This is a genomic window from Staphylococcus sp. GDH8C109P (assembly GCF_017893405.1).
Classification (GTDB): domain Bacteria; phylum Bacillota; class Bacilli; order Staphylococcales; family Staphylococcaceae; genus Staphylococcus; species Staphylococcus cohnii.
In genome coordinates this window covers 364,127-381,761 of the sequence record NZ_JAESMX010000009.1, presented here as the reverse complement: position 1 = coordinate 381,761, position 17,635 = coordinate 364,127, and the positions used below count along the sequence as shown (strand labels likewise).

The 17,635-nt window shown below is 32.4% G+C and carries 13 protein-coding genes; 11 read left to right on the top strand and 2 right to left on the bottom strand.

Annotation, left to right across the window (positions count from 1 at the left end; translation table 11 throughout):
• Window positions 1-438, top strand: a complete 438-nt coding sequence (locus tag KA867_RS03665; RefSeq protein WP_107504760.1) for a DUF4064 domain-containing protein — start codon at window positions 1-3, stop codon at window positions 436-438.
• Window positions 439-773: 335 nt separating this feature from the next.
• A complete protein-coding gene (pruA, locus tag KA867_RS03660) occupies window positions 774-2,318 on the top strand; it encodes an L-glutamate gamma-semialdehyde dehydrogenase (protein WP_019470000.1) in 1,545 nt (514 codons plus the stop codon).
• A 248-nt stretch (window positions 2,319-2,566) separates the two neighbouring features.
• Here pruA and KA867_RS03655 read toward each other — a convergent pair whose 3' ends face one another.
• Window positions 2,567-3,121: a TetR/AcrR family transcriptional regulator gene (locus KA867_RS03655; RefSeq protein WP_107384328.1), complete on the bottom strand. Its 555-nt coding sequence runs from the start codon at window positions 3,119-3,121 to the stop codon at window positions 2,567-2,569.
• A gap of 148 nt (window positions 3,122-3,269) precedes the next feature.
• Between KA867_RS03655 and KA867_RS03650 the strand changes: the two genes are divergently transcribed.
• The 9 genes from KA867_RS03650 to KA867_RS03610 all read left to right on the top strand — a co-directional run bounded on the left by KA867_RS03650 (window position 3,270) and on the right by KA867_RS03610 (window position 16,192).
• Complete coding sequence (locus KA867_RS03650; RefSeq protein ID WP_210137056.1) at window positions 3,270-5,807, top strand: MMPL family transporter; 2,538 nt, start codon at window positions 3,270-3,272, stop codon at window positions 5,805-5,807.
• 306 nt (window positions 5,808-6,113) lie between these two features.
• Entirely contained in the window at window positions 6,114-7,379 is a 1,266-nt protein-coding gene (locus KA867_RS03645; protein ID WP_245355903.1) for an AraC family transcriptional regulator, read from the top strand.
• 329 nt (window positions 7,380-7,708) lie between these two features.
• Entirely contained in the window at window positions 7,709-9,106 is a 1,398-nt protein-coding gene (locus KA867_RS03640; RefSeq protein WP_107383982.1) for an MFS transporter, read from the top strand.
• A gap of 76 nt (window positions 9,107-9,182) precedes the next feature.
• Window positions 9,183-10,358 (top strand): M20 family metallopeptidase, encoded by a 1,176-nt coding sequence (locus KA867_RS03635; protein ID WP_210137174.1) that lies wholly within the window; start codon window positions 9,183-9,185, stop codon window positions 10,356-10,358.
• A gap of 307 nt (window positions 10,359-10,665) precedes the next feature.
• Complete coding sequence (locus tag KA867_RS03630) at window positions 10,666-11,133, top strand: hypothetical protein (RefSeq protein WP_107383983.1); 468 nt, start codon at window positions 10,666-10,668, stop codon at window positions 11,131-11,133.
• 40 nt (window positions 11,134-11,173) lie between these two features.
• Window positions 11,174-11,866: an alpha/beta hydrolase gene (locus KA867_RS03625; RefSeq protein WP_183076628.1), complete on the top strand. Its 693-nt coding sequence runs from the start codon at window positions 11,174-11,176 to the stop codon at window positions 11,864-11,866.
• Window positions 11,867-12,091: 225 nt separating this feature from the next.
• Window positions 12,092-13,468 (top strand): MFS transporter, encoded by a 1,377-nt coding sequence (locus KA867_RS03620; protein ID WP_481906153.1) that lies wholly within the window; start codon window positions 12,092-12,094, stop codon window positions 13,466-13,468.
• Between the two features lie 465 nt (window positions 13,469-13,933).
• Entirely contained in the window at window positions 13,934-14,467 is a 534-nt protein-coding gene (locus KA867_RS03615; RefSeq protein ID WP_210137054.1) for a methylated-DNA--[protein]-cysteine S-methyltransferase, read from the top strand.
• Window positions 14,468-14,632: 165 nt separating this feature from the next.
• The gene (locus tag KA867_RS03610) at window positions 14,633-16,192 is read left to right on the top strand and encodes a BCCT family transporter (protein WP_107383987.1); all 1,560 of its coding nucleotides are present in this window, start codon (window positions 14,633-14,635) and stop codon (window positions 16,190-16,192) included.
• Window positions 16,193-16,448: 256 nt separating this feature from the next.
• Here KA867_RS03610 and KA867_RS03605 read toward each other — a convergent pair whose 3' ends face one another.
• Window positions 16,449-17,621, bottom strand: a complete 1,173-nt coding sequence (locus tag KA867_RS03605) for a hydroxymethylglutaryl-CoA synthase (RefSeq protein WP_107383988.1) — start codon at window positions 17,619-17,621, stop codon at window positions 16,449-16,451.
• Window positions 17,622-17,635 lie beyond the last annotated feature (14 nt).

Sequence of the window (17,635 nt, the reverse complement as noted above, 5' to 3'; positions counted from 1 at the left end):
ATGAAACGTACTTTAGAAAAAGTACTAGTTTGGCTAGGAATTTTCATACAATTTGTACTAATTTTTTTAATGGCTATTGCTGCACCATTTTTAAATGATCGAAGTTTTAAGCGTTCATTAATGGACTCTTTTGAAAATCAAGAAGCTATTAGCAATAATTTAACTCAAACAGAAACTTCACAATTGTTAGATCATATAAGCCAATTATTTATTGTTGCTTTAGGTTTAGTTATTGTTACGACAATCTTAGCATTAATTTTTGTATTATTAATTAATAAAATACCAAAAACAGTAGGTGTGATATTTATATTACTTGCTATTGTCAGTGTGTTTACATTAAATATTATTACGGCTTTGTTATGGTTAATTGCAGGTATTATACTGTTAGTTAAAAAACCACATAAACATAATAAAAGAAAAAAAGTACATAAAAATTAAATATTGTTCGTTGTCATGATAAAAATGGTCATTTAACAATGAATTAGATGAACTTAGAAACAATTTTAAATCGTCATCATATGAATCATACACTTTCTTTAAGTTCATAATTATATGTATAAAGAAGTTAAAGAAAGTGTTCTTTTAAAGTAATTTGAGCAATATTGAAAAAAGAGAAGTAAAATCGTTAAAAAGATAGATATAAAATGCGATTTATTTTTACAAAAGTTTTTGTAAGCGATTGCATTTGTTGTGTGATACCTATACAATAAAAATAAGAATGGAAGTTTTCCATTTTAGTTTTCTATTTACAAACTTACATGGGGGTAGAAAAAATGGTTGTCAACTATACAAATGAACCAGGCATTGACTTTACTGATAATAGCAATGTCGAATCATTCAAAGAAGCATTAAAGAAAGTTAAAGGTGAATTAAATCAAAAACTTCCGTTAGTGATTAATGGGGAGAAAATTTTTACTAAGGATACATTTCAATCTATCAATCCTGCAAACACTTCTGAAGTTATTGCTGAAGTATCAAAAGCTACAACAAAAGAAGTAGATAAAGCTTTTGATGCGGCTAATGAAGCTTATAAATCTTGGAAACGATGGACACACAGAGATCGTGCTGAATTTTTAATTAGAGTTGCAGCAATTATTAGACGACGCAAAGAAGAAATATCGGCAGTGATGGTGTATGAAGCTGGTAAACCATGGGACGAAGCAGTTGGTGACGCAGCTGAAGGTATTGATTTCATCGAATATTATGCTAGATCAATGATGGAACTCGCAGATGGTAAACCAGTATTAGATAGAGAAGGAGAACACAATCAATATTTTTATAAACCAATTGGTACTGGGGTAACAATCCCACCATGGAACTTCCCATTTGCAATTATGGCGGGTACTACTTTAGCACCAGTTGTTGCTGGTAATACAGTTCTTTTAAAACCTGCAGAAGATACGCCGTTAACAGCGTATAAATTAATGGAAGTATTAGAAGAAGCAGGTTTACCAAAAGGTGTTGTGAACTTTGTTCCTGGTGATCCAAAAGAAATTGGCGACTATCTTGTTGATAGTGTGCACACGCACTTTGTGACGTTTACAGGTTCACGTGCGACAGGTACACGCATCTTTGAAAGAGCTGCAAAAGTTCAAGAAGGACAACAATTTTTAAAACGTGTTATCGCTGAGATGGGCGGTAAAGATGCGATTGTAGTTGATAAAGATATAGATACAGACTTGGCAGCTGAATCGATTGTTTCATCAGCGTTTGGCTTCTCAGGTCAAAAATGTTCTGCTTGTTCACGCGCAATCGTCCATAAAGATGTATATGATGAAGTTTTAGAAAAAGCTGTTAAACTTACACAAGATTTAACTTTAGGAAATACAGAAAACAACACATACATGGGACCAGTTATAAATCAAAAACAATTTGATAAAATTAAAAATTATATCGAAATTGGTAAAAAAGAAGGTAAGTTAGAACAAGGTGGTGGTACTGATGGTGCTACAGGTTACTTTGTTGAACCTACAATTTTCTCTGGTCTTAAATCAAGCGATCAAATCATGCAAGAAGAAATATTTGGACCTGTTGTTGGTTTTGTAAAAGGAAAAGATTTTAATGAGTTATTAGAAATTGCTAATGACACAGATTATGGATTAACAGGCGCAGTTATTACGAATAACCGTGAAAACTGGATTGAAGCTGTTAAAGAATATGACGTTGGTAACTTATATCTAAATCGTGGTTGCACTGCAGCAGTCGTTGGTTACCATCCTTTCGGTGGCTTTAAAATGTCTGGTACAGATGCAAAAACAGGTAGCCCAGACTATCTATTGCACTTCTTAGAACAAAAAGTTGTTTCAGAAATGTTTTAATTATAAAAAATGACTAGGAAATCATCCTAGTATCAAAAAGCCCGTAAATGAATTTTCTGAAATTCATTTACGGGCTTTTTATATATCATATTGCCTACTTACCATATTTAAGGAACTGCACGGTAAGCAAGTTTAGTTTGCTTAGAATTACTTTGTAATACTCACTTTTCATACTATTGTATTAAATACTTACTAAAAATTAAATTAACGTTGATGCAATTCGTCAAAATTATTGATGTGCTAATTTTTTATTCATCATTAACTTGAATATTAATCATTTTATGAAAAAGTGCATCAATGGCTTGAGGTGACATATTGTTACTATGTTCACGCATCCATTCCATAAAACCATATAAAGTAGCACCGTAAACATAAAATACTAAATCTATTGGAACGCTTTGGTCAACCGTTATCCGATGTTCGTTTGCTTTAATATCATTTTGTAGTATACGAATAAAATGATTCTGAACCGTACGTTCAAATTCTTTATCATCTTCTTGTTTATGCTTTATTTTACTAAAATCGTCAATGTGTGTGACGGATTGATCCAAGCTAGTAAAAGGGTTGTTGATACGTTCTTTAATATCTGTTGAAAAGTAATCTTTGGTTAAGTAGGTCATTAAATAAATAAGTAAATCATATTTATCATAAAAATGCTTATAAAAAGTTGTGCGATGAACCAACGCTTCATTGCAAATTTGATTTACTGAAATAGTTGAAAATGCATATTTTTCTAATAATGCATATAAGCTTTGAGATAGTGCCCGCTTTGTTTTGATTACACGCAAATCTTTTTCATTCATTCTACAATTCTCCTAATCTGTAGTTTAAGTATACGGAATTGCATATTTAGTTCTTTTTTAAATAGGGTAAATCATTATAAGATGTCAATAGAAATAATCTACAGTATATGTATAAACTATAACGTTGTTTAATTAAGGAGGCAATAGTTTGGCAAAATTTTTATACAAATTAGGTTCATTTGTTGCAAAGCACAAATGGTGGAGTGTAGTTGCTTGGGTGATTATTCTTGCAGCAATTATTATACCGCTTACAATAAGTTCGCCTAAATTTGATAATGATATAACAATGAATGGCTTACAGTCATTAGATACGAATGACAAAATAGAAGACGAATTTGGACAAGATAGTGAGAAAGCTCAAATTAGAGTAGTCTTTAAAAGTGATTCAGATAATGGCATAGTGAAGCAAGATATGACTAAAGATATCAAAGATACATTGAAAGATATTAAGGATGATGATGAAGATATTAAAAATATCTCAGATCCTTATGATAATAAACAAATCAGTGAGGACAAATCTACAGCAATCGCTGATATTAATTATGATGTGTCTGCAACGTCATTAAAAGAAAATTCAAAAGATAAAGTGAAAGATCAAGTTGAAAAATTAGAAGATGATCATAACGTACAAGTGGAACTAATGGGTACAGGTATGGAATCTACTGAAGTTGGTGGTTCTTCTGAATTAATCGGAATTATTGTAGCATTTGTTGTACTTCTAATTACGTTTGGTTCGTTTATCGCAGCAGGTATGCCGATTATTAGTGCTTTACTTGGTTTAGGTACTGGCGTAGGCATCATATCATTATTAACCTATGCATTTGATATTCCAAATGTGACTTTAACATTAGCAGTCATGATTGGTTTAGCGGTAGGTATTGATTATGCACTATTTATTTTATTTAGATATCGGCAAATTGTTAAAAGTGAGCCCAATCACATTAAGGCAATAGGTTTAGCAGTAGGTACTGCAGGCAGTGCAGTTATCTTTGCTGGTGTTACAGTTATTATTGCCGTTTGTGGCTTGTCACTTGTTGGTATAGATTTCTTAGCCGTGATGGGCTTTGCTTCTGCAATTAGTGTATTTGTCGCAGTGATTAGTGCATTAACTTTATTACCAGCATTGATCAGTATTTTCCATAAACAAATTCATCCTAAACAAACAAAAACAGAGTTTGCAGGAGATGTAGATACGAAATGGTCTAAATTCGTAGTTGGTAAACCGCTTGCAGCAGTACTGATTGGACTTATTATTTTAGTCGTAGCTGCTATACCGATTAATGATATGCGTCTAGGTATACCAGATGATGGTATGAAACCAGCGGATACGACTCAGAAAAAGGCCTATGATATTGTATCTGATAAATTTGGAGAAGGATATAATGGTCAAATTGCAATGCTTGTAAATGTGAAAGATCAAAATGATAATCCTGAAGCGTTGCAAAAAGATTTACAAAGTTTGAGTAAAGATATTAATGATATGGATAATGTGAAGATGGTTGCACCGCCACAATTGAGCAAAAGTAAAGATTATGCATTAGTAGCGGTAATTCCTGATAAAGGTCCAAATGCTAAATCTACTAATGATTTAGTTCATGATTTAAGAGATTATAATGATGATGCTAGAGACAAATATAATTTCAAAACCGAAGTATCTGGACAAAGTGTAATTAATATAGATATGTCGCAAAAACTAAATGAAGCTATTCCATTATTTGCTGGTGTTATCGTAGCATTAGCGTTCGTACTATTAATGGTTGTCTTCCGTTCTATCATTATTCCACTAAAAGCAGTTCTAGGTTTCGTACTTTCTTTAGTGGCAACATTAGGCTTTACTACTTTAGTAATGCAAGAAGGATTTATGTCTGAACTATTTGGCGTAGATACAACGGGACCATTACTAGCATTCTTACCGGTTATTACAATTGGCTTGCTCTTTGGTCTGGCGATGGATTACGAAGTATTCCTTATGTCCCGTATTCATGAAGAGTATAGTAAAACAGGTAATAATGAACACGCGATAAAAGTAGGTATTAAAGAAAGTGGTCCAGTCGTTGTTGCTGCAGCACTTATTATGTTTAGTGTGTTTATTGCATTCGTCTTCCAAGATGATGTGATGATCAAATCTATGGGATTATCACTTGCCTTTGGTATATTGTTTGATGCATTTATCGTACGTTTATTATTGATTCCTGCATTAACACAATTATTTGGCAAAGCATCTTGGTATATGCCAGCATGGTTAAATCGAATATTACCACATGTAGATATTGAAGGGCATGCTCTACAGGGCGAGATGCCGGCATCTAATTATGCACATATCAATCAGTCTGCAGGTAATGATAGCTATGATCGTACATTTAGCATCCGCAAACAACAAAACACATATAATGAAGAAAATAATACAATATCTGTGGATCAAAAAACGAAAATGCTATATAACGAAATTGCACAACAAACAACGCAACGCGCATTTTTATATGAAGCTTTAAAATCATATAAAAAAGATTTAACACAGTCGCAAAATGAAAGTGATAAATCACCGGCCATTTCAACTCGTGTTGATAACAAAAACGAAAATTCGTTTGGTAGTGAAGATGATGAAATTGTTAAGCTACTAGCGCAACAAAGTGAAAATATTCGTCATTTGAATGAATTAATTGAAAAAACAATTAATAAAAAATAAAAGTTTTAGTATGTAACACACATATTTAAAGCAAAAGACTAATCCGTACAACTACGGATTAGTCTCAGACTGTCGACAAAGTCTCCGACTTTGTTGGCAGTTTTTTTATGCACGCTTTCCGCGGGCACTACCTTAGCCTGTAGTCTTCGGCTAGTGCTATTCCCGCAGGAGTCGGCATAAATCACTGCCAATATTATAGTATATTTGGAGACGCACTCCTTTATGTTTAATTAACGACAAATTAAAAAACAAAATAGCAAATACACATTTATTTTATTAAAATATATTTTAATAAAGAGGTGTGCTATGGAAAAAATTTATAATATCGAATTTAATCACAACAATAATTCAGTGTTTAATTTTAATGATGGTGTACGTATCGTTCTCGTGTTAAAAAATAAGTTGAAATTCGTCAGTGGGACTAGTATTCATAAATTTCAAGCAGGCGATGTTTTTATTATCAATCATAGAGAGCGCTATCGACTTATAGAAGAGGAAGATACCTTATATACCGCCATTCATTTGAAAGAATCGTATTTAAAGCAATATATTAGTGATTACAATGACAAAATATATATTTTAAATCCACAGACATTGCAAAAAGTTATATACCAACAAATTCTGAATGTTGTGGCTAAGATAGGTATCGTCTATATTCGAAAAGGGAAGTTTTATAGATTATATATGGAACAACTGTTAATTGACTTAATGTTTATGATTGTAAGATATTTGCCAGCTTATGAAAATATAAATCATGAACATGATGTTAATGATCACCGCTTAGATTTTGTATGTAAATATATTGAAAGAAATTTCACCAAACCAATCACGTTAAGTGAGGTAGCTGAGAAGGTGCATTTAAGTCACACATATTTGTCAAAGTTATTTACAAAACATATGGGAATTGGTTTCAATCATTATGTTAATCATATTAGAATTGAACATTGTAAAAACGACTTAGTACAAACAAAAGATGCTATTACTCACATCGCCTTGAAAAATGGTTTTAGTAACTCTAATATGCTGCTGAAATATTTTAAATTAGACACCAAATTAACGCCTTCGCAATATAGAAAAAGGTATCAGGTTGGAGATATTGTGGACACTGCCAAAACAACAATTGAATCGGAAAACTATCAAATGTATCTATACTATTTAAATACTTATATCCAACAAACGCTTGGTACTATGATTCAATCTCCTTATAATCAAAAAGTCATTGATATTACGCTGAATTACAATCAAACACACGATTTGTCAGATTATGATCATGTGATTCAAATAGGTAGCCTTGATACATTACTTTTTCAAAGATACAGAAAACAACTGATAGAAGTACAACAATTTTTAGGTTTGGGCCATGTGCTTATCAAAGATCCTATTTTAAAAGGCTATATTGAAAATAAAGTTATTGAAAGTGATGAACTTATTCCTACTATACATCCATATATGAAAGTAGATGAATGCTTAAGTTTTTTATTTGAACATCACATTGGTTTAGGAATTGAAATCGATCCTCCAACATTAACATCACAATTTGTACAATTGATTGAATTTAAAAAATACTTTTAATTGTAGTTGTAGAGTGACATAAAAATTGATATATCGCTGTGTCGTATGTTTGGCGATAAAATAATCAGCTTATTCATTTGCAGTTTGGTACAAAATGACAAAAATAATATAGTTCATTTTTGTCATTTAAAACTACAATTGTTATTTAGAAAATAATCGATACTAAAAACCACAATTATTATATATTTTAACAAAATATATCCTACTACTATATTTTATAGAGAGGATAGCAAGTATCATTTATTGAAAATGTCGATAATAAGTACATTTTCCAACTAAGCTAATCTTCCCTATTTGTCATTTTAAAAATATTTTAGGAGGATGAACAAATGACTCAACAGGGAAATACGAAGAGTTATCAAGGTGACAACAAATTAATATTAGGTATTGTATTAGGAGTTGTCACTTTTTGGTTATTTGCGCAATCTTTATTAAACGTAGTTCCTACGTTACAACAATCATTTAATAGTAATATTGGCACAATAAGTATTGCTGTTAGTATTACAGCTCTATTCTCAGGAATGTTTGTTGTTGGTGCTGGAAGCTTAGCAGATAAAGTAGGGCGTGTGAGAATAACATATATTGGTTTATGGTTAAGTATCATTGGTTCTTTATTGATTATAATTAGTAACCTGCCGATATTGCTCATTATAGGAAGAGTAATTCAAGGTTTATCAGCAGCAGCGATTATGCCCTCAACTTTAGCAATTATGAAGACTTATTTTGAAGGTAAAGATAGACAGCGTGCACTGAGTTATTGGTCGATTGGTTCTTGGGGTGGATCAGGATTAGCATCTCTATTCGGTGGTATGGTTTCAACTTTTATTGGTTGGAGATGGATTTTTATTTTATCTATTATTATTGCCTTAGTTGCAATGTTATTAATAAAAGGGACACCGGAAACCAAATCTGATAATACAACAAACTTGAAATTTGATTTTACTGGGTTGATGCTTTTTGTAATTATGATGTTAAGTATTAACGTCGTAATTACTCAAAGTGGTACATTTGGCATGCTTTCACCTATTATAATAGGACTAGTTATTGTATTTATTATCACAACCATAGCTTTTGTAATAGTTGAAAATAAAAAACATAATCCATTAATTGATTTTAAATTATTTAAAAACAAAGCTTATACAGGGGCGACATTATCCAATTTCTTACTAAATGGTGTTGCAGGTGCTTTGCTTGTAGCCAATACATTCGTTCAAAAAGGTATAGGTTTCAACGCATTCCAAACAGGACTTTTATCGATTACATATTTGGTTACTGTATTGTTGATGATTAGAGTCGGTGAAAAAGTTTTACAAAAAGTAGGGGCTAAAAAACCTATGTTGTTAGGTACAACGTTTAATATGGTTGGTATTATTTTAATATCATTTACATTTTTACCTAGTGCGCTATATGTCGTTGTATGTATTATTGGTTATTTACTCTATGGATTAGGTTTAGGTTTTTATGCAACACCTTCTACAGATATGGCGATATCTAATTCTCCTGAAGATAAAGTTGGTGTAGCTTCAGGTATTTATAAAATGGCTTCCTCATTGGGTGGCGCATTTGGTATAGCTTTATCAGGAGCTTTATATGGCGTTGTTACAGAAGCTACAAATGTGAAGTTTGGTGCGATGGCTGGTTTATGGTTAAACGTATTAATGGCATTGCTTTCATTCGTCATTATTCTTCTAGCTGTGCCATCGTTTAAGAAGCAAAATAGAGCATAATTCATTAATACAACGTTGTCATTTGAAAAGAATATAATGGCTTTAAGGTATCGTATATTTCATTGGAGGAATGATTATAATGAAACAATTGATTGAAACATTGAAAGAAAAAGAAACACGTATGATAGAAATACGTCGTTACTTACATCAACACCCAGAACTATCTTTTTGTGAGAAAGAAACACCTAAATATATAGAAGCATTTTATGAAGGTAAAGATTGTAAAGTTGAAACGAATGTGGGTCCAAATGGTTTGAAAGTTACTATTGATAGTGGTAAACCAGGCAAGACAATCGCAATTCGTGCTGATTTTGATGCTTTACCAATTCAAGAAGATACAGGCCTAGCATTTGCTTCGAAAAATGATGGTGTCATGCATGCATGTGGGCATGATGCACATACGGCATATATGTTAATTCTTGCAGAAACACTTATTGAAATGAAAGATCAATTTAATGGTAAAGTTGTTGTCATACATCAACCAGCTGAAGAAGTACCTCCTGGTGGTGCACAAGCAATGATTAAAGACGGTGTTTTAGATGGTGTTGATCATGTATTGGGTGTTCATGTCATGAGTCATATGCCTGCAGGTAATATCTATTACAGAGAAGGTAACGTGCAAACTGGACGTGATTTCTTTAAGCTTAAAGTCAATGGTCAAGGTGGTCATGGGTCGTCTCCACATACAGCAAATGATAGTATTGTAGCAGGTGCATACTTTGTGAATACATTACAGACGATTGTTTCAAGACGATTAAATCCCTTTGAAACGGGTGTTGTTACAATAGGTTCATTTGATGGTAAAGGACAATTCAATGTGATTAAAGATAGTATTGAAATAGAAGGTGACGTACGCGCGTTAACCGATGATACTAAAAATACAATTAAAAAAGAAGTGACACGTTTGTCCGAAGGATTGGAAGCAATGTTTGGTGTCACATGTGAATTAGACTACCATGATGATTATCCAGCCTTGTACAATGATCCTGAATTCACAAAATTTGTTGTAGATACTATACAAGAAGCGGATACTGATGCAATTTCAAGTGTTGAAAGATGTGAGCCACAACCGCCTTCAGAAGATTTTGCTTACTACGCTAAGGCAATTCCTGGCACATTTATTTATGCTGGAGCTGCACCAGAAAACGGTGATATTCATCCGCACCATCATCCTAAATTTAACATCAGTGAAAGTTCAATGCGAGTTTCTGCAGAAGCTGTAGGATTAACAGTATTAAATTATCTTAAATAACATATTTGTGTTCATTTGTGAATGTTACCATGTGTTTATTGTGGCATACACGAGTTTACAATATTATCTAAAGCCAATTAAAATTTGAGATTAAAAGCGTGCGCATACGGAGTTTATTACATGATAAACCATCTGTATACGCACGTTTTTCGTTGTATAAAAAACATGCATATATAGAAAAAATTAAAATTACGATGAAGACTTTTGAGCTATTTCATTAATACGAAAAAGTACGAATGATAACTAAAGGTTTAATATGAGGTCATTTGGTGTATATGTTAAATGAAAAAAGAAAGGAATGATTACATTGAATGGCGAGAAAAAAATAAATACCTTGTTAGAAGACTATAATAAGCAATTAAAAAAATTATTTAAGTATGATAAAGCAAATGCGCTTGCTTTTGATAATGAAAGTAGAAGTAAAGTTGCAGAACAAAAAGGTGTTTTTGTGATTTTTGAAAATAAAACACCAATATTTGTAGGACAAGCTGGTGGATTTATGACTGGTTTTAAATTTACGCAAAAAGATTTATATGATAAATTAGGACAATTTAATTCAGCTTCAGACACTGGAACTACAAAATTTAGAAAGGCTTATATAGAACATCATGGTTTAGATGAAGCGGAAATGAAAAACATTAAAGCAAATGAAAAAAAGTTAAAGTTTCAATATATTAAAGTTAAAGATAATTTAGCTTTTATCAATATTTTAGAAATTTTAGCATTAGAGTATGCTAAAAAAAATAAAATAAAATTATTTAATTTCTCTAGTTAAAGCGTGGTGTTTTTGAACTGCTAAGAAGGTGGTGATTAAAATGAATGTTAAAACATTTAAGATTCATTTTCAACAACATGTGATTTTTGTGAAATTGCCCAAAGCATATGATGAAAAGAAAGAAAATGGCTATCCGCTGATATTAGTGCAAGATGGAGACGCGTTATTTAAAGATGTTGAGCGAGATATTATATTTGTCGGAGTGCTTCCCAACAATAGAAATCAGGAATATAGCCCATGGGGAGCAGTCGTAGATGGGATTAATTATAGAGGGGAAGCAGATGCTTATATTTTATGGATGACTAAGCATTTGCTTCCTTATTTAAGAAAATGTTTTAATATATCTCAAAGAACTGAAGATATCGGTATAGCTGGTGCTTCATTAGGCGGATTACTTTCTTTGTATACATTATTTAAAAGTCCAGAAAGTTTTGGCCGTTATATATTAATATCACCTTCAGTATGGTATCCAGGATTTGTGGCATTTATGAAACAACAAACGATTATTAAAGAGGACAAACAAATTTATTGGTATGTAGGGGAGCTTGAAGGACAGCAACAGCTTAGCATTAAACAAGAAATGTCTGTTCAAACAGAATTAGCTGTAGATATATTAAGTGAATTAATGATTTCTGAGAAGGCATCACTCTATTATACTACCAATAAAAGAGGCCAACACAATGTAACGTACTTCAAAAGATATTTTGCTAAAGCGATCAAAAAATTATTTTGATATTGTCAATTTTAAGAAAAAATTAAGTTTTTTAAATTTAATTATCAGAAAATTCATAATAATTAGAGGGTAACATCCCAATTTTCTATAAAATAGTGATAATATTTTAGGTATATGAATTTTTATAAATTGTATTATAACTCATTATAGTATTCAAATTTATAAAATGATGAACGAATGGATTCATCATTATCATTATTTGAAATAGGGGATGTTTTTATGACAATGAAGACAGAAAAAGTCTCAGGTAGCATGTTGTTAACTGGTATTGTTTTATCTATATTAACTTATTGGTTATTTGCTCAATCTTTTTTGAATATTGGGCCTAAAATACAAACCACTTTTGATGCGAGTCCAGATATCGTAAATATTTCAGTGAGTTTAACATCATTTGTGACAGGTGTATTTATGGTAGTGGCTGGGAATATATCAGATAAATTTGGTAAAGTGAAATTAACTAGAATTGCTTTAGTGTTGAGTATTATCGGTTCGCTGATGTTGATTGTTTCTGGAAATATTGTGATGCTACTACTTGGTAGAATTGTACAGGGCTTTTCTGCAGCGATTATCATGCCAGCCACAATATCTATAGTGAATGACTTTTTTAATGGAGATGATAGACAAAAAGCACTCAGTTTTTGGTCAATCGGTGCATTTGGTGGTACTGGCTTATCTTCCTTTTTTGCAGGTGCAATGGCTACATTTATTTTTTGGCAATCCATTTTCATATTATCGATTATATTATCAATCTTGGCTTTAGTTTTATTGCGTGAATTACCAGAAAGTCGCATTAATAAAGCGGAAGCGAGCCCATTTGATTATATAGGTTTAATTATTTTTATTATTATGATTGGTAGTATTAGCTTTGTAATTACACAGGGTTATAAAATAGGATGGCTAAATGGTGTAACAGTAATGTTATTTGTCATATTTTTAATTTGTATATACATATTTTTTAAAGTAGAACGAGTCAAAAAGGTGCCATTTATTGATTTAGATTTATTTAAAAATAGACCTTATATTGGTGCTGTTTTAGCTAATTTCTTATTAAATACTGGCGTTGGAGTAATTGCCTTATTAAATATGTACGTACAAAGTGGTTTGAAATTAACAGCTTTCCAAGCAGGATTGTTAACATTGCCTTATTTAATTTCGTTATTGCTTGTCATTCGCTTAGGTGAGAAAAGTATAAAAAGATTTGGTGCCAAACGTGCGATGATTATTGGACCAATATTTACTGGTTTAGGTGTATTAATGTTTAGTTTGACATTTTTTGATACTGCTATTTATGTTGTTGTAGCGCTAATTGGCGCTGTGTTTTTTGGTGGTGGTACAGGATTATTTGCTACACCAGCTTTAAGTACAGCGGTTTCCACGACACCACCAGAAAAAGTTGGTGTCGCTTCAGGTATTTTTAAAATGGGCTCTACATTAGGTGGTGCATTTGGTATTGCAATTATGACTTCTATTTTTACTGGTATTATTCAGAGTGGTCAAAACATGCATATTGCTGCAGGTGTAGGCTTCATAGTAGGGACTTGTTTAGTATTATGTGGTGTTTTAGCAAGTGCAATCGTTATACCAACACGGAAAGTTAAATAGTGAAGACATTTCTTTTATTCATAGTTACGTTGAGTCTGGGACATCATTGATTTGTTCCAGGCTCATTTATATTGTCAGTAGATGGTTTAAGTGAAAATTAACGCCACTACTCAATTTATTGAATTAATAGGGCTTATGAATGAACTTCAGCTCGGGTCATCATTTTAAATTTTTTAAATACTAGTCATCTTTGTTGGTATAGGACGACGAAATTTATTTGCATAAAATTAGATTTTTCTCTTGTCATTTATCATAAAGCAAGTGAATTGAGTGGTCAGGTGGAAATAAATATATCATGGTAAATTGAGTCCAATGTAGTAATTGCGCTTTTTGGTACGCAGTAACTAAGAAGCTATGTATTTACTTACGAGGGCTTTCTATTATGAAGAAGTATCAAGATCTATTTTACATTAAAATTTAAAAGGATTATGATAATTACAAAATATACTAGAAAGAAGTGATACGATGCACTATAAGACATATTATGAATCACCAATTGGTCGGGTTGCACTAACGTCGGATGGCGAAGCAATTACAGGATTGTGGTTACCTAAACATGATGATTTTGAATCAAATTATGATGAATCGTTAACAGAAGCAGACTTACCAATTTTTGAAAAAGCGATTATTTGGCTTGATAAATATTTTTCTGGAAATAATCCTAAAATAGATTTTGCACTAAAAACTATAGGAACCGAATTCAGGGAGCAAGTTTGGGATGTTTTATTGAAAATACCATATGGAGAGACTGTCACTTATGGTGATATTGCTAAAGAAATAGGTATTAAAAGAAATAAACCAAATATGTCTTCACAAGCAGTGGGTGGTGCTGTTGGCACAAACCCGATTTCTATTATAATTCCATGTCATAGAGTAGTTGGCAAAAACGGTAGTCTTACTGGTTACGGTGGTGGCATTGATACTAAAATTGAGTTATTGAAACTGGAAAAAGTAGATATGCAAACACTTTATAGACCGAAACATAGTACAAAACCGTAAATATAACATAGTTTCCTGACTGAAAATTATTGTAAGTAAATATTATTATTTTATACATTTTGTATTTTTTATCAATAAAATTTCCTAAAAATATAAAGTTGTTTCTCTTACTCAGTGTGTTATCCTATAAAACGTCTTTTTATTATTATTAGAGGGGTGGAAAATTTGGATAATACAAAAAAGTCGTTTTCTAGTGTGTTTATCTATTCAGCACTAGTCGTAGGCTTATTAGTAGTTATTGGAGCTATCTTTCCAGCTAAATTTGGAGAAATTACTGGCGTTATTTCTTCTTGGGTAACAAAAACGTTTGGCTGGTATTATATGTTACTGTATACAGTAATTTTAGGTTTTTGTGTATTTTTAGTCTTCAGCCCTATTGGGAAATTGAAATTAGGTAAACCAACAGATAAACCGGAATTTCACACGGTATCTTGGTTAGCGATGTTATTCAGTGCAGGTATGGGCATAGGTCTCGTATTTTATGGTTCTTCAGAACCGATATCACATTATTTAGCGCCGCCAACAGCAGATCCTGAAACAAAGGAAGCAATGGCACAAGCCTTTAGGTCCTCATTTATTGATTATGGATTTCATCCTTGGGCAGTATACGGTGTAGTGGCATTAGGCTTGGCATATTCTCAATTTCGTAAAGGAGAAAATGGCTTAATTTCTAGAACGCTAAGACCAGTGTTGGGCGATAGAGTGGATGGCCCAATTGGTGTCGTAGTAGATGTTTTAGCGGTGTTTGCTACTATTATTGGTGTAGCAGTTTCTTTAGGTGTAGGCGCAATACAAATAAACGGTGGTTTAAATTATTTATTTGGTGTGCCGAATAATGCTGTTGTTCAAGGAATTATTATTGCTGTAGTTACAGTGTTATTTTTATATAGTGCGTGGAGTGGCTTGAGTAAAGGTATCCAATATTTAAGTAATTTAAATATGTTTTTAGCAGCATTATTACTTATTGTTATTTTTATTGTAGGACCAACCGTACTGATATTAAATATGATGACAAGTGGTACTGGTGATTACCTTAATTCACTTATTTTTAATAGTTTAGACGTGGCACCATTAAATGAACAAAAAGCTGAGTGGTTGAAAAGCTGGACAATTTATTATTGGGGCTGGTGGATGAGCTGGAGTCCATTTGTTGGTATATTTATTGCGAGAATCTCTAAAGGTCGTAGTATTCGCGAATTTGTAATTGCCGTATTAGGTGTACCAGTTGTGATTAGTATTATTTGGTTTAGTGCATTTGGTGTAACTGGTATAGACGTAGGGCAATCTCATAGCGAGATATTTAAAATGCCACCAGAAACGCAATTATTCGGTATATTTAACGAGTTGCCATTTGGATTTATACTATCAATTATTGCGTTAGCATTAATCGCTTCATTCTTTATCACTTCTGCAGACTCTGCAACCTTTGTTTTAGGTATGCAAACTGCATATGGTACATTGAATCCGTCAGGATTTATAAAAATTGTCTGGGGACTTGCATTAGCAGCTATCGCGTACGTACTATTATTGGCTGGTGGTGACACTGGATTAGATGCACTGCAATCTGCGGCAATTATTTCAGCATTACCGTTTAGTTTTGTAGTTATCTTAATGATGATTTCCTTATATAAAGATGGAAATGAAGAACGTAAATATTTAGGGTTATCGTTACAACCCAAAAGAGATATTGAAACGCAAGATTTAGACGAAACGAACCGTGGTTAAATCTCATAGGTAATCTAATCATAATGTGTTTAACATAATAAAAGAGGATGGCTTTTATGTAAGTGAAGTAAAAGTCATCCTCTTTATTTTATATAAAAAAACCCGTAATTGAATATCAAAAAATTCATTTACGGGCTTGAATATTTGGAATTGTATTTAACCTTCGATTTTAGATAAAGTTTTTTAGATACATATACTATTTTCTATGTCACCAATCATACTAAATGAAGTGAGGTAAGATTAAGTGAATTGAAACTTAATTTAATGTATTATAATTACGAATATGATCACTGATGCTTTCGAGATAGAAAATACCTTTTGTTTCATTTGCTAACTCTATATCATGATCAAATTCAAGGTTGTCGAAACGTTTGAAAAATGTTTCATATGTGTCAACAGAGATTTCTGTACGATGATTTAATAGATCTTTATGTTTTTCTATATCAAGTGCATCTTGATAGCCTTCGACTAATTTACCACTAAAGAATTCACCAACAGAACCTGAACCATAGCTGAACAAACCAATTGTATCACCAGCGTTTAATTCAGTATGTGTTTCTAACAATGAAATTAGACTTAAGTACAATGACCCAGTATAAATATTACCTACATAACGATTGTAATAAGTTGCTGCGTCATACCCTGTAGTTAATCGTTCTTTAGTTTCTGTGTTGATATCTTCTGTTAAGATAGAATCGAGTGCTTTTTTACCCATTTTAGTAAATGGTACGTGGAAACATAATGATTTAAATGTATCTAATGTAGTATTATATCTACGTGCATATTCATTCCAACTTTCTTGGAATGAGTGGATATAGGCATCTTTTGATAATGCACCATCCACTAACGGGTACGGTTGTCCACTTGGACGCCAAAAATCGTATACATCTTCTGTAAATGCGACTGCGTCATCATTTAGTTCAAGAATACGTGGGTTTTGTGTTATCATCATAGCAACTGCACCTGCGCCTTGCGTTGGCTCACCGCCAGATTCTAGACCATAGCGAGCAGTATCACTAGCAATAACTAAAACTTTTTCGTTAGGGCGGCTGGCAATATAATCTTTCGCTAATTGAATAGCAGGCGTAGCAGCGTAACAAGCTTCTTTCATTTCAATACAACGCGCGAATGGTTGAATACCTAATAGATTATGTATTTGAACCGCAGATGCTTTAGCAGAATCTATAGCAGATTCAGTAGCAACAATAACCATACTAATTTGTTTTTTATCATCTTCAGTGATGATTTCTTTGGCAGCATTGGCACCCATAGTTACAATATCTTGGCTCATTGGGCTAACTGCCATTTCATTTTGCCCAATGCCAATAAGAAATTTATTTGGGTCAACTTGACGAGATTCGGCAAGTTTAGCCATGTCTACATAAAAATTTGGAACATAAAAATTGATTTGATCAATACCAACTGTCATAAAGTGTATCGACA